Source organism: Corynebacterium lowii, from assembly GCF_001412085.1.
Classification (GTDB): Bacteria; Actinomycetota; Actinomycetes; order Mycobacteriales; family Mycobacteriaceae; genus Corynebacterium; species Corynebacterium lowii.
In genome coordinates this window covers 185,245-210,686 of sequence record NZ_LKEV01000003.1, presented here as the reverse complement: position 1 = coordinate 210,686, position 25,442 = coordinate 185,245, and the positions used below count along the sequence as shown (strand labels likewise).

Here is a 25,442-nt window from a genome sequence, read left to right as displayed (position 1 = left end):
TACCGGGCGGTCCTTAAAGATAACTAGTGATTAGTTACCAGCGAGCTTCTCGCGCAGAGCGGCAAGCTGCTCGTCAGAAGCCAGGGAACCGGCCTCGGTCTCCTGGGATGCCGGAGCTGCATCCTGAGACTCGGAGGAGTAGTTCGTGGCCTCCTGCTCAGCGGCCTCCGCAGCGGCAGCGCGGTGACGCTCAATCTGAGCGGTGTGGAGCTGGAAGCGGCGCTCAGACTCAGCGTAGCGGGCCTCCCAGGCCTGACGCTGCTCGTCGTAGCCCTCAAGCCACTCGTTGATCTCGGGGGCGAAGCCCTCGGGGAAGATGTAGTTACCCTGCTCGTCGTAGGAGTCGGCCATACCGTACTTCGAGGGATCGAAGTCCTCGGTGTAGTCCTCGTCCGCCTGCTTGAGGGACAGGGAGATGCGGCGACGCTCCAGGTCGATGTCGATGACCTTGACCATAGCCTCTTCGCCCACGTTGACCACCTGGTCGGGCACGTCCACGTGGCGCTGAGCCAGCTCGGAGATGTGCACCAGACCCTCAATGCCCTCGTCCACGCGGACGAATGCACCGAAGGGCACCAGCTTGGTGACCTTGCCGGGCACGATCTGGCCCACAGCGTGAGTGCGGGCAAAGACGCGCCAGGGATCTTCCTGGGTGGCCTTCAGGGACAGGGAGACGCGCTCGCGGTCCAGATCCACGTCGAGCACCTCGACGGTGACCTCGTCGCCCACCGTGACCACCTCGGAGGGGTGGTCGATGTGCTTCCAGGACAGCTCGGAGACGTGCACCAGGCCGTCCACACCGCCGAGGTCCACGAAGGCACCGAAGTTGACGATGGAGGACACCACGCCCTTGCGCACCTGGCCCTTTTGGAGCTGGTGCAGGAACTCGGAGCGCACCTCGGACTGGGTCTGCTCCAACCAAGCGCGGCGGGAGAGCACCACATTGTTGCGGTGCTTATCCAGCTCGATGATCTTGGCCTCAAGCTCGCTGCCGATGTAGGGCTCCAGGTCACGCACGCGGCGCATCTCCACCAGGGAAGCGGGCAGGAAGCCGCGCAGGCCGATGTCGAGGATGAGGCCACCCTTGACGACCTCGATGACGGTACCGGTAACCGGCTCGTCGTTCTCCTTGAGCTGCTCGATGGTGCCCCAGGCGCGCTCGTACTGGGCGCGCTTCTTGGACAGGATCAGGCGGCCTTCCTTGTCCTCCTTGGTGAGAACCAGGGCGTCGATCTCGTCACCGATCTGAACGACCTCATCGGGATCGACGTCGTGCTTGATGGAAAGCTCGCGCGAGGGGATCACGCCCTCGGTCTTGTATCCGATGTCAAGCAGAACCTCGTCGTGATCGACCTTCACCACGGTGCCTTCAACGATGTCGCCGTCGTTGAAGTACTTGATGGTCTGATCGACCGCGGCGAGGAAATCCTCAGCGGAGCCGATGTCGTTGACGGCTACCTGAGGGACGTTGCTATTGGGCATATGCTCTTGTGCTCCGAATTAAGATAGGATCTAGAAAGCGGACAGGTGCGCGAGTCTCTTAAAACGCACAGTTTTAATCTCGTATCTGGAATCCTCACGCCCTCCTATCAAGGCGCACGAATCCCAGAACTTAGACACGCCTTTTACACCATACCGCCATAGCACAGAACAATCAAACGCTGCTAGTGCGCAGCCTCTTCCCAGCTCTGCCCCACCCCCACGGACACTTCCAGGGGCACCCGCAGGCTAATAGCTTGATCCATTTCCCGCTCCACGATCTCGCGCACCCGATCCAACTCTCCGTGCGCCACCTCCACCACCAACTCATCGTGCACCTGAAGCAGCACGCGGGAGCGCACCTCAGCCTCCGCAAGAGCGCGATCCACCCGAATCATGGCCACCTTAATGATGTCCGCCGCCGTGCCCTGAATGGGGGCATTCAGAGCCGCACGCTCGGCGTTTTCCCGCGCCACGCGGTTGGTGGAGGCCAGCTCTGGCAGGTACCGACGCCGCCCAAACAACGTGGAGGTATAACCATCACGGCGGGCCTGCTCCACCACCTCGTCCAGATAGCGCTTCACCCCGCCAAAGCGCTCAAAATAAGCCTCCATAATGCGCTTGGCCTCGCCTGCGGGAATGCCCAATTGCTGAGAGAGCCCGTAGGCCGAAAGGCCATAAACCAGGCCATAGGACATGGCCTTGACCCTGCGGCGGAGTTCGGGAGTCACGCCGTCGATAGGCACATCGAACACCTTGGAACCCACGTAATTGTGCAGGTCCTCCCCCTTGCTATAGGCCTCAATCAGGCCGAGGTCCTGGGAGAGGTGCGCCATCACGCGCATTTCAATCTGGGAGTAATCCGCCGTGAGCAAGGTTTCATAGCCCTCCCCCACGCGGAAGGCGGAGCGGATACGCCGCCCGGCGTCCGTGCGCACCGGGATATTTTGCAGATTCGGGTCGGTAGAACTCAGCCTTCCGGTGGAGGCCACCGTTTGATTAAAGGTGGTGTGAATACGGCCATCGGATTCCACGGCCTTAATCAGGCCCTCAAGGGTGGTTTTGAGTTTCTGGTATTCGCGGTGCGCCAGCAGATGATCCAGGAAGGGGTGCGGGTGATTCACCGCCAATTGCTCTATTTCCTTGGCCGCCGTGGAATAACCCGTCTTGGTCTTTTTGGTTTTGGGCAGGCCCAGGGTGTCAAAGAGCACCACCTGGAGTTGCTTGGGGCTGGAAAGATTGAGTTCCGGGTCACCCGCCAATTCCCGGGCCGCGGTCACTTCCTCTTCCACCTGCTCTACAAAGGAGGCCAGCTGTTCATCAAGGGTATCCACGTCCACGGCAATACCCGCGCGTTCCATGCGCTCCAAAATGCCGGTGAGCGGAACCTCTAGGTCCGCATAGAGCTCATATCCCGCAATCTCCTGCAACTGCGCAATGAGAACGGCGGTGAGCTCCAGTACCGCCACGGCTTGATTCACCAAGCCCTCTTCCAGGGAGCGCTTGGCGTGGCGCTGGTAGATGTCCTCCAACTCATAGGTGCGCTGGCCGGGACGCAGGAGATAGGCGGCGATGAGGGTATCGTGCTCCACCCCGCTCAGCCGGAAACCGCGCTGATACAGCTGCTTAGCCGCCTCCTTTGCCCCGTGAAGATACTTGGTGGCCTCGGAATCCAGCCATCCCGCCAGCGTCTTTTCCTCCTCCGGGCTCAACTCCGCAAGATTGAGCAATACCGCCTGGTATTCGGAATCCACGCAGGCGAGGTTTTCCTCACCATCGAAGGCCATCGCCACGCCGGAGCGCCCACGCAGCCACTCCACTCCCTCCGATACAAGGGTCACCTGGCGCTGCTCTTCCTCCGGCTCCGCCAGCTCCCCGGAGGTGGGCAGGGCGTCGAGCACGCGGCCGCGCAGCTGCGCCCCGAACTCCAATTCATCGAAGATTTCCGCGGCCTTGGCGACGTCGGCAGGCTGCAAGGCCAACTGCTCCACGGTGACGTCAAGCGATACATCGCGCACCATCTGCGTGAGTTCGCGGTTCATGCGCACCTGGTCAAGGCGCTCGCGGAAGTTATTTCCCGCCTTGCCCTTAATCTCCTCGGCGTGGTCAAGCAGATTGCTCAGCGTGCCGTATTGGCGAATCCACTTTTGAGCCGTCTTTTCCCCCACGCCGGGAATATTGGGGAGGTTATCGGAGGGGTCACCCCGCAGCGCCGCAAAATCAGGGTATTGCTCCGGGGTAAGGCCATACTTTTCCTCGACGGCCTCCGGCGTAAAGCGATCCAGCTCCGATACTCCCTTGCGCGGATAGAGCACCGTCACGGAATCGTTGACCAACTGGTAATAATCCCTATCACCGGTGACGATACGGGTATCAAAGCCCTCCGGGGTGGCGGTTACCAGGGTGGCGATGATGTCATCGGCCTCGTAATTTTCCTTGGTCATGGTGACAATACCCAAGGTATCGAGCACCTTTTGGATCAATCCCACCTGACCCCGAAAAGCCTCGGGGGCGGATTCGCGCTGGGCCTTGTACTCGGGAAACATCTCCGTGCGGAAGGTGGAACGACCCACGTCAAAGGCCACACCCAGGTGCGTAGGCTGCTCCTCCTTCACCAAGTTCGCCAGCATGGAAAGGAAACCATATACGGCGTTGGTGTGTTGCCCGCCAGCGGTGGAGAACTTTTCCACCGGCAGGGCATAGAAGGCGCGGAAGGCCATCGAGTGACCATCGATCAACAGCAGGCGTTGGGACATGCCCACGAGTGTAGAGGGAGGGTGGGACGCCACGCGATTTCCACTGTCCCGAGGGCATAGTCTAGGATAATCAACCAGTGCGCCCCTGTAGCCCAATTGGCAGAGGCAATGGATTCAAAACCCATTCAGTGTGAGTTCGAGTCTCACCAGGGGCACTTTCATCACACCCCGGTTAAGCAGGTTGAATGGCCCGCTGGCTGGGGTTTCTCATTTCCCTGCTCGTGGCGAATACAGCCAAAACAGGGGTTTGCTGCCGCGCATGCCGTGGAATTATCGTGGGATTACCGCACCATTCAGTCAGCGCCCACAATGGCCTCCCATGAAAACGCAGGCGCCTTCCCACAGAGATCAAAAGCAACCAAAGTAGCCCATCAATACCCAAAGGGAGAAACCCTTTTGGGGGTATTCGGTTGCGCAATCCCTCAAAGCTCGTAACCTTATGCGCGTATTCCAGCCCTTCCCCGCCGAGAGGAATCTACAACAATGAAGCGCCCCTTCCTCGCCGCTACCACCGCCCTCACATTGGCCGCCGGGATTATCGCTCCCGCCACCGCCTCTGCCGGGGAGTTCCTTGACCAGAACCGCACCGTTTTTGACGAGCCCCAGTGCCCGAGCACCACGGAAACCGATAACGAGTTCCTGGGCAAGAAGCAGAGCGTATTCGATAACTGCAAGACCGAGGAGACCAAGCCCACTAAGCCCGGCAAGGATTCCAAGGACGAAAAGAAGGACTCCGATAAGGAGAAGGCGGAAAAGGACGAGTCCACCGAGTCCCCCAAGGAGGACACCGACTCCACCGCCTCCGAGGACAAGAAGCCCGAGAAGAAGTCTCCGCTGGGTGATATTGATAAGGAAAAGCTCAAGGAGCAGGTGCAGTCCTCCGCCGAGGGCTACAAGACCGTACAGCCGATCATCAAGGGCGTGCTGAAGGTTCTGCACATCGTGCGCAAGATTTTCATTCCCTTCCCCTGATCCTTCCCCTCGTTCCTGCTGCGCGACCCAGGCTTTGAGTAAAGTGTGCACTCATGGCCTGGGTCTTAGCTTTATAAATTGGCTCTGAGCCGCATAATGGATATTATTCACAAGTCAATGATTATCCATTTATGCCTCCGGCCACCCACACCGGAGATCGCAGCAGTATAAACGAGGTCAGGAAGGTTCCTTCTTCTCTATGCCCCCCTCCCCTCTCGCAATAGCAACGAATATTATCAAGGGCGCATGCATCGGCATGGCCGAGCTGGTCCCCGGCATCTCGGGCGGCACCGTAGCCCTCATCGTGGGCATCTACGAAAAGGCCCTGCACACGGGCAACGCGCTTATCGACGCCGTGCGTACCCGCTCCCGGGAGGCCCTGCGCGCCGTCGATTGGCCCTTCCTCATCGCCGTGGGCGTCGGCATGCTTGGTGCCATCTTCCTGCTTTCCGGCGTCATCCATTCCTTTGTGGAGGGCCAGCCCCAGGTGTCCAAGGCCCTCTTCTTGGGCATGGTGGCGGCCTCGTTGAGTGTTCCGCTGCGCATGATTGGTCTGGCGGAGATTCGGCGCCGCTCCCTCGTGCTCGCCCCGGTATTCCTGCTCTGTGCGGCGCTCAGTTTTCTCGCCACCGGTTTTACCTCGGAGCCGGTGGATAATCCCTCGCTGATCGTGGTGTTTTTTGCCGCCATGATTGCGGTGTGTGCCCTGGTTCTTCCTGGTCTTTCCGGTTCCTTCCTGCTGCTGGCGATGGGCCTTTACCAGCCGGTGATGGGCTCGCTGAGTGACCGCGAATGGAGCGTCATCGTGGTCTTTGCACTGGGGGCCATGACGGGCCTGGTGGCCTTTGTCAAGGTGCTCGATAAGATGATGCGCGATCATCACACCATGACGCTCACGGTCATGGCCGGGCTCATGCTCGGTTCGCTGCGCGCCCTGTGGCCCTGGGAAACCGTGGTACCGGGTACCGAGCTTTCCGTGTGGATAGCGCTGCTCATCGGTGCGTCCATCGTTACCACCATCATCGTGGTGGGTAATAAAAAGGAAAAGCAGTGAGGACCTCGCGCGCGCTCACCGCCCTCATCGCCGCCCTGGCCCTCGGCCTTTCCGGCTGCGTCACCAACGAGGAACCCGGCACCCCCGAGGGCTGGGTTCCCATTACTCCCCCGGCCTCACCCGAGGTGGAGGCCCTGGTGCCCGCCGAGGTGCGCGAGAGCGGAGAATTAGTGATTGGTTCCAATCCTCCTTTCCCTCCCTTTGAGTTCAAGGATTCCAGCGGAAATATCATCGGCGTGGAAATGGATTTGGCCCGCGCGGTGGCCTCCGCGATGGGGCTGGAATTGCGCATTATCCAGCAGGACTTCTCCAAGATTCTGCCCGCCGTGGACGCCGGAACCATTGACATGGGTGCCACCGGTTTTACCGATACCCCGCAACGGCGGGAGAACTACGACTTTGTGAATACCCTCTACGCCGGTATTCAGTGGGCGCAACTCACCGATGGGGAGGCCATTGACCCCGAGCGGCCCTGCGGACTCACCGTGGCGGTACAGCGCACCACCGTCTCTGAGACGGATGATCTGCGACCCAAGAACGAGCGCTGCCTGGAAAATGGGGAAAAGCCCATCGAGATCCTGGCTTATGACACCTCGGACTCCGCCGCCACCGCCCTGGTGGTGGGCCGCGCCGATGCGCTTTCTGCCGATTCCCCCGTGACCGCCTGGGCCATAGAAAAGGCCGGCGGGGCCATTACCAAGACCGGCCCGATGGTGGCGGCCGCGCCCTATGGCTTCGCCACCCCCAAGGGTTCGGAACTCAGCGCCGCCGTAGCCGCCGCCATGCAGTACCTCATTGACACCGGGGATTATCAGAAGATTCTCGGCCAGTGGAATATCACCGACGGCCTGCTCACCCAGGCCACGATCAACGAGGAGCCGGTATCCCATGCCTAATTCTCCCTCCCAACCAGCCCCCATCAAGGCCGTTCCGCTGAGGCATCCCGGCCGCTGGGTCACCGCAGCCATTGTGCTGGGCCTCGCCGCCTGGATTCTCATTGGTGCCGCCACCAACGAGGCCTTTGGCTGGGATATTTACCGCTCTTATCTCTTTGACACGCGCATTGCCACCGCCGCGCTCCACACGCTGCTCATCACGGTGCTCAGCATGGTGATCGGCTTGGTGGGTGGCGTGGCCCTGGCGGTCATGCGCATGTCCCCCAATCCCGTTCTCCGCGCGGTGGCCTGGGTATTCCTGTGGATCTTCCGCGGCACTCCTATCTATGTGCAGTTGGTGTTCTGGGGACTCATGGGTTCCCTCTACGAGGTCATTCGAGTTGGCCCCGCCGAGGTGAGCCTGGAAAACCTGCTGAGCAATGCCTTCCTCCTAGCCGTCATTGGCCTGGGGCTCAACGAGGCCGCCTATATGGCGGAGATTGTGCGCTCCGGTATCCAGGCGATCCCGGAGGGCCAGTTCGAGGCGTCGAAAGCCCTGGGCATGGGCTGGTGGCTGACCATGCGGCGCACGGTACTGCCCCAGGCCATGCGGATTATCATTCCGCCCACGGGAAATGAGTTCATCTCCCTGCTGAAAACTACCTCCCTGGTGGTGGCTATTCCTTATACCCAGGAGTTGTACGGGCGTTCCATTGATATTTCCAATGCCCTTTTTGCTCCCGTGCCCATGCTCATGGTGGCTGCCACCTGGTATTTGGTGATTACCTCCCTGCTCATGGTGGGCCAGCATTACCTGGAAAAGTATTACGAGCGCGGTTCCACCAGGGAACTCACGGGGCGGCAATTAGCGGCGTTGGCGGATGCCGAGGGCACCTTGCCGCGCAATATCAGCGTGATTAAGCAAGCGGATAATCGGAGGAAATAAAATGAGCACTCCCATGATCGAAGCCCGCCAGGTGTGGAAGTCCTTTGGCAAACTCGACGTGCTCAAGGGCATTGACCTCAGCGTTCCGCACGGCTCCGTCACCTGCCTCATCGGCCCCTCGGGTTCCGGCAAATCCACCCTTTTGCGCTGCGTCAATCACCTAGAAAAAATCACCGCCGGACGGCTCTATGTGGACGGCCAACTCATCGGTTATGAGGAGCGCAAGGGCGTTCTCTACGAAATCACCGAGAAGCAGGCCGCCCGCCAGCGTTCCGGCATCGGCATGGTGTTCCAGCAATTCAATCTCTTCCCCCACCGCACGGTGATAGAAAACATCATCGAGGCCCCCATTCACGTCAAGGGCGTCGACCCGGAGAAAGCCCGCACGCAGGCCCTCGACCTCCTCGATCAGGTAGGCCTAGCGCACAAGGCGGAGGCCTACCCCGCCCAACTCTCCGGCGGGCAGCAACAGCGCGTGGCCATCGCCCGTGCGGTGGCGATGGAGCCCAAGCTCATGCTTTTCGACGAGCCCACCTCCGCCCTCGACCCCGAATTGGTGGGGGAAGTGCTGCGCGTGATGAAGGACCTCGCCGGGCAGGGCATGACCATGATGGTGGTCACGCACGAGATGGGCTTTGCCCGCGAGGTCTCCGATCAGGTGGTGTTCATGGCAGACGGCACCGTGGTGGAGGCCGGAACCCCGGAGCAGGTGCTGGATAATCCGCAGCAGGAGCGCACCAAGAGCTTCCTCTCTACCCTGCTGAAATAACCCGAAATAGGCCAAGGGCCCGCCTTACGGCAGGCCCTTTTATTCGCTTGCTTCTTTTTATCGGGGATTCTCCGCGCACGGTTTTTGAGCTTTAAATGCTCCTCAAGCCGCTGCGGGTTCATCTTCCACATGCTGCGATCCTGGGACAAGCGCCACCTCCTCTCAACGCCTCATTGGGCTTGAGAGTACTTGGCTTCCACGGCCTCCACCACATGCGGGGGCAAAAGGCCGGAGATGTCGCCACCGTAGCGCGCCACCTCTTTGCACAGCGTGGAGGAAATATAACCGTATTTCTCATCGGTGAGCAGGAAGAAGGTATCCACCCCGGAAAGCCGCCGGTTCATCTGAGCCATAGGCAATTCATATTCATAATCGAGGGAGGAGCGCAGGCCCTTCACCAGGGCGGTCACCTTATGGGCGGTGGTGTACTCCACCAGCAATCCACCCCAGTTATCCACGCGCACATTGCCCAAATGCGCCACCGCCTCCTCAAGGAGGCTCATGCGCTCCGCCACGCTGAATAGGCCGCTCTTTTTATTCGGGTTGGCCGTGACCAAAACGATCACCTCATCGAACTGCGCGGCGGCGCGCTCAAAAATATCGAGGTGGCCCATCGTCACCGGGTCAAAGGAGCCGGGGCATACTGCTTTCATTCTTCTTCCCTCCATACGGCCATGTCCATGCGGGCAATACCATAGGTTCGCTTTTTTAATTTCTGCCCCGTGGGGCTAAAGCCCTCCGGCCATTGCGTTTCCGGTGACTTCACGTGCCGCTCGATGACCACCACGGCCCCCGGAGCCAGGGCCGGAATGAGGGCGGCAAGCATAGCCTGCACGTCCTCATCTGACAGGTCATAAGGCGGATCGGCCAGCACCATGTCAAAGAAAGCCCTGGGGGCGCGGGCCACGTAAGTAGATGCCTTGGCTTCTTCCACCTGCACCCGGGGATGGCCCACTTTCTGAGCGTTCTCCTTAATCACCTTGACCGCCGGGGCGTGGGACTCCACGAGCACCACCTCAGCGGCTCCCCGGGAGGCCGCCTCCAAGCCCAGGGCACCGCTGCCGGCAAAGAGGTCAAGCACTCGCTTATCCTCAAAACCAAAGCGCACCTGCAAGGAGGAAAAGAGCCCTTCCTTGGCGCGGTCAGAGGTAGGGCGGGTGCCCTGCGGGGGAACTTTGAGGGTGCGGCCTCGGGCCTGGCCGGAAATAATGCGTGCCATGAGCTAACACTCTAACTTTTCTCTAGGAAATCCTGGCTATCCGGGGCAATATCGGCGGCAAAGTGTTCGGCCAGGGGGCGGTTGCGCGCCACCAGGGCGGCGGCGTCGCGGTTGGTGCGCGCGATCAATTCCTGATCCTCGAAGAGATCGAGCAACTTTATCTGGCGGTTACGCCCCGATTGAGCCTCACCCAGCACATCGCCCTCCTGGCGCAGTTTGAGATCCTGCTCGGCCAGCTCAAAGCCGTCGGTGGTGGCCGCCACCGCCTCCAAGCGCTCCCAGCCGCTCTCCTCCGGAGTCATCGCCGTGGCCAGCAGGCACAGGGAATCAAAGCCGCCGCGCCCCACGCGGCCGCGCAGCTGATGGAGCTGGGAGATGCCAAAGCGCTCGGCCTCCATAATCATCATCACGGTGGCATTGGGTACGTCCACGCCCACCTCCACCACGGTGGTGGATACCAGCACGTCAATCTCACCGGCCGCAAAGCGGCTCATCACCTCGTCCTTCTCGGCCGCGGGGAGTTTTCCATGCAGCACCTCCACCCGGAGGTCGGGGAGAATACGGGCGGCCACCTCGATCACGCCCCCCTCCCCCTCGATGCGGGGGCACACCACATAACCCTGGTGCCCGGCGCGCACCTCTTCCCTCATGCGGTCCCAGGCGCGTTGCACCCAGGTGGGTTTGGACTCGGGCACCACCCAGGTGCGAATGGGGCGTCGCCCGCCGGGCAGTTCGCGCAGGGTGGATACTTCGAGGTCCCCGAATACCGTCATGGCGATGGTGCGGGGAATGGGGGTGGCCGTCATCACCAGCAGGTGCGGGTTGCCGCCTTTGAGGCGCAGCCTATCGCGCTGTTCCACCCCAAAGCGGTGCTGCTCATCCACCACCACCAGACCCAGGCGGAAGAACTCTACGGAATCTTGGATGATGGCGTGGGTACCCACCACGATGTCGGCCTGACCGGAGACGATGGCCAGCAGGGCCTCCTTGCGCGCGGCGGTGCTCATGGAGCCGGTGAGCAGCACCACGGAGGCCGCCACCCCGGCGCGCATGAGGGTTTCGGTGAGCGAGCGGGCGTGCTGGGTGGCCAGCACCTCGGTGGGGGCGAGCAGGGCGCATTGGTGGCCGTTATCGACCACCTGGAGCATGGAGAGCAGCGCCACGATGGTTTTACCGGAACCCACCTCACCCTGGAGGAGGCGGGACATGGGAGTGGTGTGGCTAAGATCGGCCGATATTTCTGCTACCACCTGGCTTTGGCCTGGGGTGAGTTCAAAGGGTAGGGCGGCAAGTAGCCCATCGCGCAGGCCCTGGGGTTGAGCGGGGCTGGGTAGCGCGGTGCGCTGGGCGGCGTCGGCTCGGCGCAAGGCCATGACGCAGCCCAGGGCGAGGGCTTCGTTGTATTTGAGGCGCAGGCGGTGGGGTTCTGGGCCTTCGGGGCCGGGCTGGTGGATACCACGCAGGGCTTCGTCGAATCCCACGAGATCGGCGGGCACCTCGTCGAGGGGTTCGGGGACAGGCGGCAGGGTTTTCAGGGCGCGGTCAATAGCGTCCATGATCCGCCAGGAGGTGAGCGTTTTGCGCGCGGGATATACCGGCAGGTATTCACGTTCGGCCAGGATTTCCGCGATGTGTTCTCCATTTCCGCGCTGTGCGGTGGGGCCGATGAGCACGTAAGAGGGGTGCTGTAATTGGGGGAGGTCACGGTAGTAGCGCAGCTTCCCGGAGAACATTCCCTTAGTGCCGGGGGTGAGTTGCTGGCTGATCCAGCGGGATTGAAAGAAGGTGGCGGCGAGCTCATGGGTGCCGTCGGTGAGCATGACGCGGGTGAGGAGTTTTCCCGCCCGGGTGTAACTTTCCTTCACCGAGCGCACCTCCCCCACGCAGGTGACGTGCTCGCCTTCCTCGGCCCCCTCCACGCTGACTCCCGAGCCGTTGCGCGAGTATATGCGCGGATAATATTCCAGGAGCTCCTGGCCGGTGCTCACGCCCAGGTGCCTGTGCACGGCGCGGGCCTCTTTGGCTTCCAAGATCGCGCTCAGGTGGCGTTCATCGCTCCAGCCGAGCATTACTCCACTCCAATTTCTGCGGCGGTGGCAAGGTTATCGGCCCGATAGGCCATGAGCTCGACGCCGAGTTCCTCGCTCAGCGCGGCGGCATCAACCTCCACATCGGGGCGCAGAAGTAAGGTCACCAGTTCCCCGCCCTCGCGGAGGAGTTCGCGGCACGTGGCGGCGATTTCCTGGGGATCATCGACGGCGGCGGTGCGCATGGCGGCCACGGTCTCGCGCATCACCTGCGTTGCCTCGTGTTGAGGGAGTTCAGGGTTGTACACGGCTAGGGCTGCGATGCCCTCCACCAGGTGTTTCGTGGGCACGGTGGCGGGGCTATCGACGTCGCTCAGCCCATTGGGGAGCACGATGGCCTCGCGGTGTGGCCTGTGGCCCGGCGCGATCACCTCGGCCCCGGCCTCCTGGAAAAGCCGTTCCATGCTGCCCGTGGGGGCCACCGCGATCACCCCAGGGCGTTCTTCCTCCTCGTGTTCTGGCAGGGCCTCTAGGCGTAGATTGCTCACCTCACCAAGCCCAAAGGCGCGCTCAATGAGTTCCCCGCTGCGGCGGGAGTGAATGTGCACGATGGAGCGATGATCCTCCCCCGGGCTCATCACCAGGCTGGTGCCCAGGGGTGCGATGGCCGCTTTCAGCCGTTCGGCATCGCCTTGATAGGAAAACATGATTTCCAGGTGTGGTTCTGCCGTGGGGGCCTGGAGGCTATCGCGGAGGGCGTCGAGAAGCACCACGAGGCCCTGGCCGCCGGCGTCCACCGAGCCTTTGAGCGCGGGAAGTTGCGCAGGCGTGCGGGCCAGAGCGCGGTGGGCGGCCTCGGTGGCGGCGCGGACCACGCGGTGAAGCTCCTCCTGCTCAGCGGCCTCCGCAGCGGCAGCGCGGTGACGCTCAGGATGGTGCCCTCCACGGGCTGCGCGATGGCGCCGTGCACGAGGTCAAAGGCGCGGTTTAAGGCGGCGGTGACCTCGGGGCCGCGCAGCGTCTCCCGAGGAGATTCCGCCAGGCTGCGCAGTACCTGGGCGAGCACCATGCCGGAGTTGCCTCGCGCGCCTGCCGACGCCCCCCGTGTCAATGCCGAGGTGACCTGGGCGGCGGTGGCGTCCTGAGGCAAAAGTGAGAGCTCGGAGACCGCCGCCTGCATGGTGTGGGCCATATTGGAGCCCGTATCGGAATCCGGAATGGGAAAGACGTTGAGGCGGTTAATCTCCGGGCTGCGCTCCTCTAGGCGAAGAGCGGCACACCGAGCCCAGGCCGCGAGGGCGGGGCCATCGAGCTCCGTGATATATGCCATGCTGTACTACCCTACAAGCGCCAATCCACCGGGGTGGCTCCCCGCTGCTCCAAGAGCGCATTGGCGCGGCTAAAGGGACGCGACCCGAAGAAGCCCCTAGAGGCAGATAGCGGCGAGGGGTGCGGCGATTCGATGGTGGGGGTGTCCCCGAGGAAGGCGCGAGCGGTCTGGGCATCGCGCCCCCACAGGATCGCCACCAATGGGCGATCGCGCTCCACCAGGGCGATGATGGCGGCCTCGGTGATCTGCTCCCACCCCTTGCCACGATGGGAGGCCGGGGCACCGGGCCGCACGGTGAGCACGCGGTTAAAGAGGGCAACCCCCTGGCGGGACCAGGCGGTGAGATCGCCGTCCTGGGGTTTTTCTAAACCCAAGTCTGTGGAAAGCTCCGTGAAAATGTTATTGAGGCTCTTGGGCAGGGGGCGTACCCCCGGTTGGGTGGAAAAGGAAAGGCCCATCGCATGACCAGGCGTGGGGTAAGGGTCCTGGCCGATGATGAGCACCTTGACCTCATCAAAGGGGTACTGGAACACGCGCAAGACATCGTTGCCGGCGGGAAGATAACCACGCCCGGCGGCGTTTTCCGCACGCAAAAAATCTCCCATGCGGTGAATCTGATCGGCCACCGGGGCGAGAACAGGCTGCCAGCTCTCATGGACGGGAAGGCTCATGGATTAAAAGCTTAGCCACCCCTCCTGGTACGTGGGTATGGCTCCCCCCACGCTCACTCCGCTGCCGCGCTGCACCACGCCAATGCTGCGAAAACCCGAGGGAACATCGCCGCCGGTGGTGGCCACGATGGTGTGATCCTCTCCCCCGCTGAGCACCCAGTGCCAGGGGTCAATCCCCAGGTGCTCGCCCAGGCGCACCATCTGTTCGCTGGGGGCAATGGCCTGCGGGTCAAGGTCGATGGCCACCCCCGAGCGGCGCGCCATCGTACTCAAATCAGCGATGAGACCATCGGAGTTATCCGTGGCGGCGGTGGCCCCGGTGGCCCGCGCAATCATGCCGCGGCCCGGCGGAATCTGCGGGTGGGTATGGGCGTCCCGAAAGGCCACAAACTCAGGGGGCACCTGGCGCCCATAGCGCTCCAAGAGGGCCAGGCCTGCGGCGGAGTCCCCCAGCGCGCCTGCGGCCACGAGCCTTTGGCCGGGGCGGGCGGCGTCGATAGTAAGCGGGCGGCGATTTCCCCCCAGCGATCCCACGGCCGTGACGGCAAGCACCAAGTTTTCCCCGGCGGTGAGATCACCGCCCACGAGCTCCGCGGAGAACTGCTCCACCTGTTCTTCCACCCCCTCCGCGATCTGGCGGATGAGGGCCACGGGAGTATCCACCGGGGCGGAAAGGGCGAGCAGGGCGCTGATCGGGCGCGCGCCCATCGCCTCAATATCCGCGAAGTTCTGCGCAATGGCTTTGCGCCCCACCTCGCGGGGGGTGGACCAATCGAAGCGGAAGTGGCGGCCCTGCACGAGCATGTCCGTGCTCACCACCACCCTGGAATTGGGCTGCGCGCTCACCAGCACGGCCGCATCATCGCCATTGGCTCTGGAGGGCGCAGCCTCCATGATTTCCCGGATCACCTGGTGTTCTCCGACCTCGGCTATGGTGGGGCCAGACGGCGAGGTCGGCATGAACGGGTCCTTTCATTAGACTCACAAGCCATGAGCGATGTGGACAATGCTAATGATTTTAACCGCACCCCCATCTATATTGCCCTGACACTGGCCATTCTCGCCGTCATCGGCGCGCTCATCGGGGCCCGGGTGGTATTCCACCGTGCGGTGCACCAGCCCATCGCGCTCTCCACTATCGACGCCCCCCAGGCGCAATCCCAGCAGTGCACCGACCTGTTAGACCGGCTTCCCGAAAAAATCGGGGACTACGAGCGCGCAGAATTAGCCGATCCCGCCCCTGCGGGAGCCGCCGCCTGGGCCCGAACCTCCCAGGATCGCATTACGCTGCGCTGCGGAATCGAACCCACCGAGCTTTATACCCGCGTATCCTCCCCCGAGACGATCGACGGCACGAGCTGGCTGCAAATATCCGATGCCGAAACCCAGCTGAGCACCTGGTACACCGTGGACCGCAACCCCACCGTGGCGATTACCGCCGAGGGGCTCAACCCCGTTCAAGACGTGGCCGCCGCCGTGGCCGAACTCCCCCAGGAAGAGCACCAGCCCCACCCCCTGCCCCTGGATACCGTGGCCACCCCCGAGCAGGAACGCTGCACGAGGCTGCTGCGCAATCTCCCCGAGCGCCTGGGCGATCACGCCCTCAACGAGAAGAACGAGGCCAAGGCCGTGTGGACGGCCCCCGGAGCCGAACCCATCACCCTGGCCTGCGGGGTGGAGATGCCTGACGCCTACCAGCCGGGCCAGCAACTCACCCAGATCAACGGGATACCGTGGTTTGAGGACTCCGGCACCTCCTACGCCCTGGGCCGCGAGGCCATCGTGGCCGCGCATATACCGCCTGCCCTGGGTAATGCGCCCATCGTGGAGCTCAGCGCGGCGATCACCAGCAACCTTGAAGCTAGCAGTGAGTAGCCAGAGCCGTATCCACCATCGTGTTCAGAAGATTCTGGTAGCTAACTCCGCTGGCCTCAAAGACCTTGGGGTACATGGAGATGGGGGTAAAACCCGGTAGCGTATTGATCTCATTGAGCATGGGGCCGGATTCCGTGACAAAAAAGTCCACGCGCGCCAGGCCCTTGCAGCCCAGGGCCCTAAAGGCCGTCAGGGCCATCTCCTTGAGAGCCGCAGTGTCCTCCGGGTTAAGGCGGGCCGGAATCTCCGCGGACACCACGTTATCGCGGTACTTGGTCTCAAAACCATAGAACCCTTCCTCCGAATCCTCCGTGCCGATCAAGCGCGCCGGTTCCGAGGCCACGAGGGTGCCATCCGGGTACTCCAAAACCCCCACTTCCACCTCGGCGCCCACGATTTCTGCCTCCACGATGACCTTGGCGTCCTGCTCGCGGGCCAGAGCCAACGCGGCATCCAGCTCCTCCCATGCCTCCACCTTGGAAATGCCGATGGAGGAGCCTCCCCTGGCGGGTTTGACGAATACCGGCAGGCCCAGGCGCTCCTTTTCCTCCTCGCTGAGGCTGCGCGTGCCCTCCACAATGGCCTCGGCCGTCACCGGAAGGCCCGCGGCCACCACCAATTTCTTGGTGTACTCCTTATCCATGCCACAGGCGGAGGCCAGTACCCCCGGCCCCACATAGGGGATTCCCGCCAGTTCAAAGAGGCCCTGTATCGTGCCGTCCTCCCCATGAGGGCCGTGGAGTACCGGGAAGATCACATCGGCGGTGGCGTAGGTGCCGCGCCCGTCGGTAAAGCGCAACGCCCCGCGATGCGCCGGATCGAGGCTGAGAGCCACCTCGTCCGCCTGCGCTACCTCGGGTAGTTCCTCCCCTGCCACCGGATCGGTGCTTCCCACCACCCACCTGCCCTGGCGCGTGACCCCCACGGGAATAACCTCATAGCGCTGCTCATCCAGGTGGCTCATCACCGCGGCGGCCGAAATGCAGGAGATCGAGTGTTCCGGGGAGTTGCCGCCGTACACCACGGCCACGCGGATCTTATCCGTCATTATTTACTCTGCTTTCTTTGATCGTTCCATCAGCGAAGTCATCATCTCATTCACCGACATTCCATCGTGGCACACGGCATGCACCGCCTGAGTAATAGGCATCTCTACTCCGTGCTTGCGCGCCAACTCCGCAATAGAGGTGGAGGAAAGAACTCCCTCGGCCACCTGCCCTCCGGTGGCCTGCCGGGCTTCCTCCATCGTGCCGCCTTCCCCCAAGCGTGCACCAAAACGATGATTGCGCGAAAGAGGAGAAGAGCACGTGGCCACCAAATCCCCCAGACCCGCCAGGCCCGCCAGCGTGCGTGGTTGTGCTCCCAGCGCCTGCCCCAGGCGAGTAATCTCCGCCAGGCCCCTGGTAATCACGGTGGCTAGGGTGTTATAGCCCAGCCCCAGCCCAGTGGCGATGCCGCAGGCCACGGCGATCACGTTCTTACAGGCACCGCCGACCTCACAGCCGATCACGTCCGTATTGGTATAAGGACGCAGATATTCGGTGGATAGCGCGTGTTGCAAGGAGCGGGCGCGGGACTCCTCGGTGCAGGCGATCACGGTGGCGGCCACCTGCTCCTGGGCGACCTCCTTGGCCAGATTGGGGCCGGTGAGAACGGCGATGCGCTCGGGGGCTATCCCGGCATCCTCGATCACCTGGTTCATGAGTTTTCCGGTGCCCACTTCCACTCCCTTAGAAATGCTCAGCACCGTGGCATCAGTGGGAATGGCGCTGCCCCATTGGGAGAGATTGGCGCGCAGCGTTTGGCTGGGCACGCCCAGGACAACAACCTCCGCCCCCGCCAGCACCTCCTCCGGGTGGGCGCTGGCCTCAATGCTCTCCGGCAGGGCGATCTCCGGCAAATAATCGGCGTTGACGTGCTCGGCATTGATCTTGTTCGCTAACTCCTCACGCCGCGCCCATAAGCGCACGGGATGCCCGGCATCGGCCCATACCTTAGCCAGGGTGGTGCCCCAGGACCCCGCCCCCATCACCGCTACCGCCACCACTGATTGCTCCCTTCCTCGCGCGCCCGAACGGGTGTGTCCCGGCTAACTTCCTCTTCGAGCATAACGATCCCGCGCGCCGTGGTGGCACAAACCGCCCTCCACAGGGGACAATGGCCAAAAGAACATCGGCCCTTGGGAAGGAACGACGATTAATGGGCAATCTTTCTGCCGCCGTGTACCTCGATGGCGAATACCACAGTATCCCCAAAGACCCCGCCGGGGAGTTTCCGCGCTCCACCCTGGCCGCCGGTGCCGTGTTATGGCGGAAGCAAGGAGAAGCAATAGAGGTAGCCGTGGTACACCGCCCGCACTACGATGATTGGTCCCTGCCCAAAGGCAAGGTAGACGCCGGGGAATCCCTGCCTACCACGGCCGCCCGCGAGATTTATGAGGAGACCGGATACGAGGCCACCCTGGGCCGCCTACTGGGAAAGGTCACCTACCCGGTCAAGGACCGCACGAAGGTGGTGTGCTACTGGCTCGCCCTCGTGAGCGCGGGTGAGTTCCAGCCCAACGAAGAGGTAGACGAGCTGCGCTGGGTTGACCTCGATAGCGCCCGCGCCCTGCTGAGCTATGACGTGGATGTGGCCGTGATCGACCGGGCCGCCGAGCGCCTGGCGTCTGCGACCACCTCCACCGTGATTTTGGTGCGCCACGGCCGTGCACACCAGCGCCGAAACTGGGCGGGCGACGATGATCGCCGCCCCCTGGATAAGAAGGGGCGCCGCCAGGCCGAGATGCTTGTGCCGCTGCTGCTGGCCTATCGCCCGGATTCCCTCTACAGCGCCCAACCGGACCGCTGCCAATTAACCGCCGCTCCCCTGGCCGATGAGCTCGGCCTGAGCATCACAGTAGATCCCCTCTACGGCGATGAGGGCTGGGAGAATAATCCCGAGCAGGCGCAGCGGGCTTTAGAGGAAGTAATAGCGAGGGGCGGCACCTCCGTGGTGGTCAGCCAGGGAATCTCCATTCCCCAGGCCATAGCCCGGTTGGGCGGTCTGTTTCTCGATGACATTGAGGCCAAGAAGGCCAGTTGCTGGGTGCTCTCCTTTAGCGAGGGCACCCTCACGGGCGCGGATTACCTCACGAGCCCGCTGCCGGTGAAGTAACGCGCGGTTTGAAGGCCGCGCGCCGGCCCTCAAAACCCGTGATCTCCTCTTCCTTGCGCAGGGTCAGGCCAATATCGTCAAGCCCCTCCATGAGCCGCCACCGGGTGTAGTCATCCACTTCAAAGGGGTAGATGTTATTTCCGGCTTGGACGGTGCGTTCCTCTAGATTCACCGTCAGCGGCAAGCCCGGCTCTTGCTCCATCTGCTTCCAGAGCAGTTCTATATCGCTTTCCTCCATGATTCCGGCCAGCAGGCCCGCTTTGCCCGCATTGCCGCGGAAAATATCGGCAAAGCGGGGCGAGAGCACCACGCGGAAGCCATAATCCATCAGCGCCCATACGGCGTGCTCGCGGGAGGAGCCGGTGCCAAAGTCCGGCCCCGCCACCAGCACGGAGCCGTTCTTATAGGTCTCCTGATTGAGCACAAAGCCGGGATCGTTGCCGCGCCAGTTGGCAAAGAGGCCATCCTCAAAGCCCGTGCGGGTTACCCGCTTGAGATACACGGCGGGAATAATTTGGTCCGTATCCACGTTGCTGCGTTGCAGCGGAACGCCCACTCCGGTGTGGGTGGTGAACTTTTCCATGCCTTATCCTCCTGCTTCTAGATGTCGGCCGGGCTGGCCAGGTGTCCGGCGATGGCGGTGGCGGCGGCCACCGGCGGGGAGACGAGGTGCGTGCGTCCGCCGGGTCCCTGGCGGCCCTCGAAGTTGCGGTTTGAGGTAGAAGCCGAGCGCTCCCCTGTTTTGAGCTGATCTGGGTTCATGCCCAGGCACATGGAGCAGCCCGCCGTGCGCCAATCCGCACCGGCCTCAATAAATACGCGGTCCAGGCCCTCTTTTTCCGCCTGCTGCTTGACCATCGTGGAGGAGGGGACCACCATCATGCGTAGGCCCTCGGCTATGCGACGCCCCCGCAGAATCTCCGCCGCGGCCCGCAGGTCCTCAATGCGGGCGTTGGTGCAGGACCCCAGGAACACGGTGTCAATGGCAATATCGCGCAGCGGGGTTCCGGGGGTGAGATCCATGTAGTCCAGGGCCTTGGCGGCGGCGGCCTTCTCGGCGTCGCTCGTAAAGTCCTCTGGATCGGGCACGGAGGCGGAAAGCGGCAGACCTTGACCGGGGTTGGTACCCCAGGTAACGAAGGGGGTGAGCGCGTCGCCGTCGATATGCACCACGGTGTCGAAGGTGGCTCCCTCGTCGGTGGGCAGCGTTTTCCAGTACTCCACGGCGGCGTCCCAGTCCGCCCCGGTGGGGGCGAGTTCGCGGCCCTTGACGTATTCAAAGGTGGTCTCGTCCGGGGCGATCATGCCGGCGCGGGCTCCGGCCTCGATGGACATGTTGCAGATGGTCATGCGGGCTTCCATTGAGAGCTTGCGGATCGCCTCGCCTCGATATTCAATGATGTGGCCTTGACCGCCGCCGGTGCCGATCTTGGCGATGATCGCCAGAATGAGGTCCTTGGAGGTCACTCCCGGTTGCAGTGTGCCGGAAACCTCAATGGCCATCGTCTTAAAGGGCTTGAGCGAGAGCGTCTGGGTGGCCATGACGTGCTCCACCTCGGAGGTACCAATGCCCATCGCAATCGAGCCGAAGGCCCCGTGGGTAGAGGTGTGGGAATCGCCGCACACGATGGTCATGCCCGGCTGCGTGGCCCCCAACTGCGGACCCACCGTGTGCACGATACCCTGGCGCACATCGCCCATCGGGTGCAGGCGGATACCGAACTCCTCGCAGTTCTTGCGCAGGGTAGCCACCTGGGTGCGCGAGGTGAGGTCCGCAATATCCAAGAGATTGCCGCCGATAACCCCCTCGGTGGGCACGTTATGGTCCTCGGTAGCCAGGTGCAGATCGGGGCGGCGAATCTTGCGGCCCGCCATGCGCAGGCCGTCGAAGGCCTGTGGGGAGGTCACCTCGTGCAAGAGCTGCAAGTCAATATAGATAAGATCCGGCTCCCCATCCTTGCCTGGGGAGACGATGTGATCGCGCCAGACTTTCTCCGCCAGCGTCAACTTCTCACTCATGGCAGCGCTCCTATCCCATTAGGTGAAACCTTTGTGTCACTACATGAGATACCTTAGCGCATGACGTGCACTGCTTCACCTTACCGCACCCTAATTTCCCACCCTGCGGAATGATAAGATCGCGGTATGGGACACTACGACGCCTCCGGAATCAAGGTGCTTGACCGCGCCGTCTCCATCATGATGGCGGTGGCGCACCAACCGCGCAGCCTCACCGAACTCTGCGCGGCCACCGAGCTACCGCGCGCCACTGCCCATCGCCTAGCCACCGCCCTAGAGGCTCACCGCCTCCTCGTCCGCGCCGCCGATAGCAAATGGTCGCTGGGCCCCACCTTCACCGCCATGAGCGCAGGCTCCAAGAATCAGCTTATCGACGCCGCCATGCCCACCATGTCCGCACTCATGGAAAAAACCGGGGAATCCGTGCAGCTCTATCAACTGACCGGCACCTCGCGCACCTGTATCGCCGCCTTAGAGCCCTCCTCCGGGCTGCAAAACACCGTCCCCATCGGCTCGCGCATGCCGCTCACGGCCGGGTCCGCGGCCAAAATATTCCTCACCTATTCCTCCTCAGAGTTACGCGCGGCCATTCTCCCCCAGGCCTCCTTTGATGGTGAGGCCCTGGAACAGGTACGCCAGCGCGGCTGGGCCGATTCCATCGGGGAACGCGAGGTGAGCCTAGCCAGCCTTTCCGCCCCCATCTTCAACTCCGCCGGAGAGTTCCTGGCCGTTCTCTCCCTTTCCGGGGTTTCCGAAAGGCTACGCCCCAGCCCAGGAGAGCTCTGGGGAGCAGAAATCATCCGCTCCTCACAGGAGCTTTCCCAGGGCCTTTAGGCCTTGCGCTGCCCCTTGAGGAAGTTCCAGGTCATATTGGCCGCGTCCGGGTTGGTGTACCACTCGTGCACGCCACCGGGAACCACTACTTCTTCCACCGGGCTCACGCACCCGGTATGTGAGGTGGTATTGCCATTGCGAACCTCGCCCGTGCAGCCATTTCGAGCCGCGTAGGACGCCACCACGTCCTTGGTGCGCGCCACCGGAACACCGTGGCGGGAGCCGCCCTCGTAGGGAGCGGTGGGATCGGCGTCCCCGTGAATATCCATGTAGGGCACGGCACCATTGGCGCAGCCCTGGTGCGTGGGCAGGTAATACGCGCCGGAGACCACGGCCACGCCGGCTACCAGATCGGGCGCCTGGCAGGCCAGGGTGGAGGCCATGCCGCCGCCATTAGACATTCCCGCGGCGTAAATGCGGCTGCGATCCACATTCAGCACCAAGGAAACCTGATCCACGATCTGACGCACCGCGGCAATATCCTGCTCCGCGGTGGTCTTGGCGTAGGGGCCGCCCGCCCAGGCATTCTCCACCCCGCGCGGATAGATCACGATGGCCTCATCGGCCGCCCCAGAGGTGGCGTAGTTGGAATAACCACGGAACTTCTCCGGGCTATCGCCCCAACCGCCAAAGGCCAGCAGCACCGGGGTGGGCTTGAGCGGATTGTAATTACGGCTCACGCTCACCAGATAGCTGCGATCCGGCCCGTTGGGCACCGGCAGCGTGATCTCACGGAGTTCACCGCTGAGCAGCTGCTCAGGCAGGGAGCTGAGTTCTGCGGGCAATTGCAGAGCCGAGGCGGTGGCGGTACCTGCGGCGAGGAGGGAAAAGCTGGCCGCCACGGCGGCGAGCGTAGTTTTGAGGCGCTTCACATCGCACTACTTTAGACGAAAGTAGGCCACCCCGCGCAACCGGGAAAAGCAGAAGATCCTCGCCCGAAACAGGCGAGGATCTCTTAAAAGTACCCCGTACGGGATTTGAACCCGTGTTACCGGCGTGAGAGGCCGGCGTCCTAGGCCGCTAGACGAACGGGGCTCGTCGTGCTGACTGGGATTACAGTAGTGTAAGCGCAGCCAAGGGCACAAACTAGCTGTTCACGGGCACTTTTATCTCGGCATCGGGCTCACCGGTGGCGCGGTTACGCAGATCGCGGCGCACGATCTCAATGCTCCACATCCACACGATGTGCCCAAAGAACTCCGAGGCGTGCTCCCCCAACGGTTGATCCCACGGAGCCGGAATCACGTCCAGGGCGGGCATGAGCACAATGTGGAAGGCCGCGTACACCACAACGCCGAAAACGGCCCCCTGCCACATCTTGATCGCGGGCCAATACTCCGCCACCACGCAATAAAACATCGCAAAGGAAATAGCGAAGGCAAAGTGAAGGATAAAGCTCACATAGGGCAGTTCATTGCCCAAATACGTGTAGGTGGCGTGCGTGCTCTCGGGGCTCATGCCCAGCATCTCTAAGAGCGCCTGCGGCGGATTGGTGGCATCGCGCTCGGGGGTGCGCGGAGGAAAAGGAACCTCCCAGCCAAACTTAACGATGCCGGAGAAGAATCCGGCGATGATACCCACCCACAGGGCGGTGCCTAAGTGACGGCGGGCAGGGTCAGTGATGGTTCCCAAGGCTGGAAGGGACACGGGCGAGGGCCTACTTTCATATCCATACATGCAAAAATCCCCCACCGAAAGTACTCGGTGGGGGACGCGATGGTACCCCGTACGGGATTTGAACCCGTGTTACCGGCGTGAGAGGCCGGCGTCCTAGGCCGCTAGACGAACGGGGCGCGGCGATACAATCGCAGCTGGCCTACCAGGACTCGAACCTAGAATGACGGTACCAGAAACCGTAGTGTTGCCAATTACACCATAGGCCATTGTTGCTTCCCAGCGGTTTTCCTTGCTGAGCAACGGGGAATACTATAACCACAACCCCTAAAACCGCACAAACCACCAGGTAACAACGTTTTCTTTAAGCGCTAAAGGGAGTATTTTCCCGCGCCGCGCGCAGGCGAGCCAGGGTGGATTCCTTGCCCAGCAGCTCCATCGACTCAAAAAGCGGCGGGGATACGGCCGCACCCGTAATTCCCACGCGCAGCGCGCCATAGGCCTTGCGCGGCTTCAATTCCATCTCCTCAATCAGAGCCGTGGAGAGAACCTTCTCAATCTCCTGGTGATTCCACTCCGAGACCGCCTCCAAGCGCTCAATGGAGGTATCCAGCACCGCCACGGCGTCCTCCTTGAGGTTTTTGCGGGCGGACTTCTCATCGAGCACGAGGTCCGCATCCGCCACCGCGAGGAACCTCATCAGGCCATAGGCATCGCCAAGCACCTTGATACGGGTATGTACCAGCTCGGCGGCAAAAGCAAACTTGTCCTCTGGGTAGTCCGCCGGGAAGTCGGTGTGCTCGTTGAGGTAGGCGCGCAGGCGTGAGCGGAACTCCTCCGGCTCCAGCAGGCGAATCTGATCGGCGTTAATGGCCTCCAGCTTCTTCTGGTCAAAGCGCGCGGGATTACCCAGCACATCGGCCACATCGAAGGCCTCCACCATCTCCTCGCGGGAGAAAATATCCTTTTCGGCGGAAAGCGACCAGCCCAGCAGGGCAAGGTAATTGAGCATGCCCTCGGGGATAATGCCGGCGTCTACGTGGTTGAAGAGGTTGGACTCGGGATCGCGCTTGGAGAGCTTCTTATTGCCCTCCCCCATCACGAAGGGCAGGTGCGCGAACTGCGGGATCGCGGTGGCCACGCCAATGCGGATCAGCGCCTCATAGAGGGCCAGCTGGCGCGGGGTGGAGGAAAGCAGATCCTCGCCGCGCAGCACGTGGGTGATGCCCATGAGGGCATCGTCTACGGGGTTCACCAGCGTGTACAGGGGCTGTCCATTAGAGCGGGCCACCACGAAGTCCGGCTGAGTTTCCGCCTTGAAGGTCATCTCGCCGCGCACCAGGTCGGTCCAGGACCAATCGTGCTCGGGCATGCGCAGGCGCCACACGGGCTTGCGCCCTTCGGCCTCGAAGGCGTCGATCTGTTCCTGGGTGAGATCGCGGTCAAAGTTGTCGTAGCCCAACTGCGGATCACGCCCGGCGGCGAGGTGGCGTTCCTTGACCTCCTCAGCGGTGGAATAGGCGGGGTAGACCTCCCCGGCGTCGATAAGCTTTTTCAGTACCTCCGCATAGATGTTCATGCGCTGGGACTGACGGTAGGGCTCCTGGGGGCCGCCGACGTCGATGCCCTCATCCCAGTCCAGGCCCAGCCAGCGCAGGGACTTGATGATGGCCTCGTAGGATTCCTCGGAATCGCGCGCGGCGTCGGTATCCTCAATGCGGAACACCATGCGCCCGCCCGTGTGCCGGGCATAGGCCCAGTTAAACAGGGCCGTGCGGACCATTCCCACGTGCGGGGTGCCGGTGGGCGAGGGGCAAAATCTCACGCGAACTTCACTCATGCCCTC

General features: G+C 62.6%; 24 protein-coding genes and 4 tRNA genes. 9 read left to right on the top strand and 19 right to left on the bottom strand.

What is annotated here, in order from left to right; all coding sequences use genetic code 11:
• Positions 1 to 30: 30 nt before the first annotated feature.
• Both rpsA and polA read right to left on the bottom strand, forming a co-directional pair.
• Complete coding sequence (gene rpsA / locus Clow_RS06610; RefSeq protein ID WP_055177964.1) at positions 31 to 1,482, bottom strand: 30S ribosomal protein S1; 1,452 nt, start codon at positions 1,480 to 1,482, stop codon at positions 31 to 33.
• 182 nt (positions 1,483 to 1,664) lie between these two features.
• Positions 1,665 to 4,235 (bottom strand): DNA polymerase I, encoded by a 2,571-nt coding sequence (gene polA / locus Clow_RS06605; RefSeq protein WP_055178043.1) that lies wholly within the window; start codon positions 4,233 to 4,235, stop codon positions 1,665 to 1,667.
• An 81-nt stretch (positions 4,236 to 4,316) separates the two neighbouring features.
• Here polA and Clow_RS06600 point away from each other — a divergent pair.
• From Clow_RS06600 to Clow_RS06575, 6 genes are all read left to right on the top strand, one after another.
• A tRNA-Leu gene (locus Clow_RS06600) sits at positions 4,317 to 4,390 on the top strand.
• A gap of 328 nt (positions 4,391 to 4,718) precedes the next feature.
• Positions 4,719 to 5,207, top strand: a complete 489-nt coding sequence (locus Clow_RS06595) for a hypothetical protein (RefSeq protein ID WP_055177962.1) — start codon at positions 4,719 to 4,721, stop codon at positions 5,205 to 5,207.
• Positions 5,208 to 5,463: 256 nt separating this feature from the next.
• Entirely contained in the window at positions 5,464 to 6,261 is a 798-nt protein-coding gene (locus Clow_RS06590; protein WP_245625720.1) for a DUF368 domain-containing protein, read from the top strand.
• A complete protein-coding gene (locus Clow_RS06585) occupies positions 6,258 to 7,157 on the top strand; it encodes an ABC transporter substrate-binding protein (RefSeq protein WP_055177958.1) in 900 nt (299 codons plus the stop codon). Before Clow_RS06590 ends, Clow_RS06585 begins: the two co-directional genes overlap by 4 nt.
• A complete protein-coding gene (locus Clow_RS06580) occupies positions 7,150 to 8,082 on the top strand; it encodes an amino acid ABC transporter permease (protein ID WP_055177956.1) in 933 nt (310 codons plus the stop codon). The genes Clow_RS06585 and Clow_RS06580 overlap by 8 nt, the downstream gene beginning before the upstream one ends.
• A gap of 1 nt (position 8,083) precedes the next feature.
• The gene (locus Clow_RS06575; RefSeq protein WP_055177954.1) at positions 8,084 to 8,851 is read left to right on the top strand and encodes an amino acid ABC transporter ATP-binding protein; all 768 of its coding nucleotides are present in this window, start codon (positions 8,084 to 8,086) and stop codon (positions 8,849 to 8,851) included.
• A gap of 170 nt (positions 8,852 to 9,021) precedes the next feature.
• On the opposite strand, the gene coaD is transcribed toward Clow_RS06575, so the two are convergent.
• From coaD to Clow_RS06540, 7 genes are read right to left on the bottom strand one after another with little or no spacing between them, the layout of a single operon-like run.
• Positions 9,022 to 9,504: a pantetheine-phosphate adenylyltransferase gene (coaD, locus tag Clow_RS06570; protein ID WP_055177952.1), complete on the bottom strand. Its 483-nt coding sequence runs from the start codon at positions 9,502 to 9,504 to the stop codon at positions 9,022 to 9,024.
• Entirely contained in the window at positions 9,501 to 10,070 is a 570-nt protein-coding gene (gene rsmD / locus Clow_RS06565) for a 16S rRNA (guanine(966)-N(2))-methyltransferase RsmD (protein ID WP_055177950.1), read from the bottom strand. Before rsmD ends, coaD begins: the two co-directional genes overlap by 4 nt.
• A gap of 11 nt (positions 10,071 to 10,081) precedes the next feature.
• A complete protein-coding gene (locus Clow_RS06560) occupies positions 10,082 to 12,139 on the bottom strand; it encodes an ATP-dependent DNA helicase RecG (protein WP_055177948.1) in 2,058 nt (685 codons plus the stop codon).
• Positions 12,139 to 12,735 (bottom strand): hypothetical protein, encoded by a 597-nt coding sequence (locus Clow_RS11420; RefSeq protein WP_245625723.1) that lies wholly within the window; start codon positions 12,733 to 12,735, stop codon positions 12,139 to 12,141. The genes Clow_RS06560 and Clow_RS11420 overlap by 1 nt, the downstream gene beginning before the upstream one ends.
• 35 nt (positions 12,736 to 12,770) lie before the next feature.
• On the bottom strand, positions 12,771 to 13,427 hold the full coding sequence (locus tag Clow_RS12070; RefSeq protein WP_082418575.1) for a DAK2 domain-containing protein: 657 nt from the start codon (positions 13,425 to 13,427) through the stop codon (positions 12,771 to 12,773).
• Between the two features lie 11 nt (positions 13,428 to 13,438).
• Positions 13,439 to 14,098 (bottom strand): uracil-DNA glycosylase, encoded by a 660-nt coding sequence (locus Clow_RS06545; protein ID WP_055177943.1) that lies wholly within the window; start codon positions 14,096 to 14,098, stop codon positions 13,439 to 13,441.
• A 3-nt stretch (positions 14,099 to 14,101) separates the two neighbouring features.
• Positions 14,102 to 15,058: a thiamine-phosphate kinase gene (locus Clow_RS06540; protein ID WP_055177940.1), complete on the bottom strand. Its 957-nt coding sequence runs from the start codon at positions 15,056 to 15,058 to the stop codon at positions 14,102 to 14,104.
• A gap of 30 nt (positions 15,059 to 15,088) precedes the next feature.
• Between Clow_RS06540 and Clow_RS06535 the strand changes: the two genes are divergently transcribed.
• Positions 15,089 to 15,973, top strand: a complete 885-nt coding sequence (locus tag Clow_RS06535; protein ID WP_055177938.1) for a DUF3515 domain-containing protein — start codon at positions 15,089 to 15,091, stop codon at positions 15,971 to 15,973.
• Here the strand turns inward: Clow_RS06535 and Clow_RS06530 are convergent.
• Together Clow_RS06530 and Clow_RS06525 are read right to left on the bottom strand one after the other, a co-directional pair.
• On the bottom strand, positions 15,960 to 17,021 hold the full coding sequence (locus Clow_RS06530) for a D-alanine--D-alanine ligase family protein (RefSeq protein ID WP_055177936.1): 1,062 nt from the start codon (positions 17,019 to 17,021) through the stop codon (positions 15,960 to 15,962). The two genes, Clow_RS06535 and Clow_RS06530, sit on opposite strands and share 14 nt — an antisense overlap.
• Positions 17,022 to 17,024: 3 nt before the next feature.
• Positions 17,025 to 18,020, bottom strand: coding sequence for an NAD(P)H-dependent glycerol-3-phosphate dehydrogenase (locus Clow_RS06525; protein WP_156334709.1), 996 nt, complete (start codon positions 18,018 to 18,020; stop codon positions 17,025 to 17,027).
• 152 nt (positions 18,021 to 18,172) lie between these two features.
• Here Clow_RS06525 and Clow_RS06520 point away from each other — a divergent pair, with 152 nt between their 5' ends.
• A complete protein-coding gene (locus Clow_RS06520; RefSeq protein WP_156334707.1) occupies positions 18,173 to 19,129 on the top strand; it encodes a bifunctional NUDIX hydrolase/histidine phosphatase family protein in 957 nt (318 codons plus the stop codon).
• Here Clow_RS06520 and leuD read toward each other — a convergent pair.
• Both leuD and leuC read right to left on the bottom strand, forming a co-directional pair.
• Entirely contained in the window at positions 19,104 to 19,712 is a 609-nt protein-coding gene (leuD, locus tag Clow_RS06515; protein WP_055177932.1) for a 3-isopropylmalate dehydratase small subunit, read from the bottom strand. The genes Clow_RS06520 and leuD overlap by 26 nt on opposite strands.
• A 17-nt stretch (positions 19,713 to 19,729) precedes the next feature.
• A complete protein-coding gene (gene leuC / locus Clow_RS06510; protein ID WP_055177929.1) occupies positions 19,730 to 21,148 on the bottom strand; it encodes a 3-isopropylmalate dehydratase large subunit in 1,419 nt (472 codons plus the stop codon).
• Between the two features lie 126 nt (positions 21,149 to 21,274).
• Between leuC and Clow_RS06505 the strand changes: the two genes are divergently transcribed.
• On the top strand, positions 21,275 to 21,982 hold the full coding sequence (locus Clow_RS06505; protein WP_055177928.1) for an IclR family transcriptional regulator: 708 nt from the start codon (positions 21,275 to 21,277) through the stop codon (positions 21,980 to 21,982).
• On the opposite strand, the gene Clow_RS06500 is transcribed toward Clow_RS06505, so the two are convergent.
• The 6 genes from Clow_RS06500 to gltX all read right to left on the bottom strand — a co-directional run bounded on the left by Clow_RS06500 (position 21,979) and on the right by gltX (position 25,436).
• Positions 21,979 to 22,854, bottom strand: a complete 876-nt coding sequence (locus tag Clow_RS06500; protein WP_055177926.1) for a CE1 family esterase — start codon at positions 22,852 to 22,854, stop codon at positions 21,979 to 21,981. The two genes, Clow_RS06505 and Clow_RS06500, sit on opposite strands and share 4 nt — an antisense overlap.
• 90 nt (positions 22,855 to 22,944) lie before the next feature.
• A tRNA-Glu gene (locus Clow_RS06495) sits at positions 22,945 to 23,017 on the bottom strand.
• Between the two features lie 51 nt (positions 23,018 to 23,068).
• A complete protein-coding gene (locus Clow_RS06490) occupies positions 23,069 to 23,629 on the bottom strand; it encodes a YagU family protein (protein WP_245625719.1) in 561 nt (186 codons plus the stop codon).
• Positions 23,630 to 23,699: 70 nt separating this feature from the next.
• Positions 23,700 to 23,775, bottom strand: a tRNA-Glu gene (locus tag Clow_RS06485).
• Positions 23,776 to 23,793: 18 nt separating this feature from the next.
• A tRNA-Gln gene (locus Clow_RS06480) sits at positions 23,794 to 23,865 on the bottom strand.
• 95 nt (positions 23,866 to 23,960) lie between these two features.
• A complete protein-coding gene (gene gltX / locus Clow_RS06475) occupies positions 23,961 to 25,436 on the bottom strand; it encodes a glutamate--tRNA ligase (RefSeq protein WP_055177923.1) in 1,476 nt (491 codons plus the stop codon).
• Positions 25,437 to 25,442 lie beyond the last annotated feature (6 nt).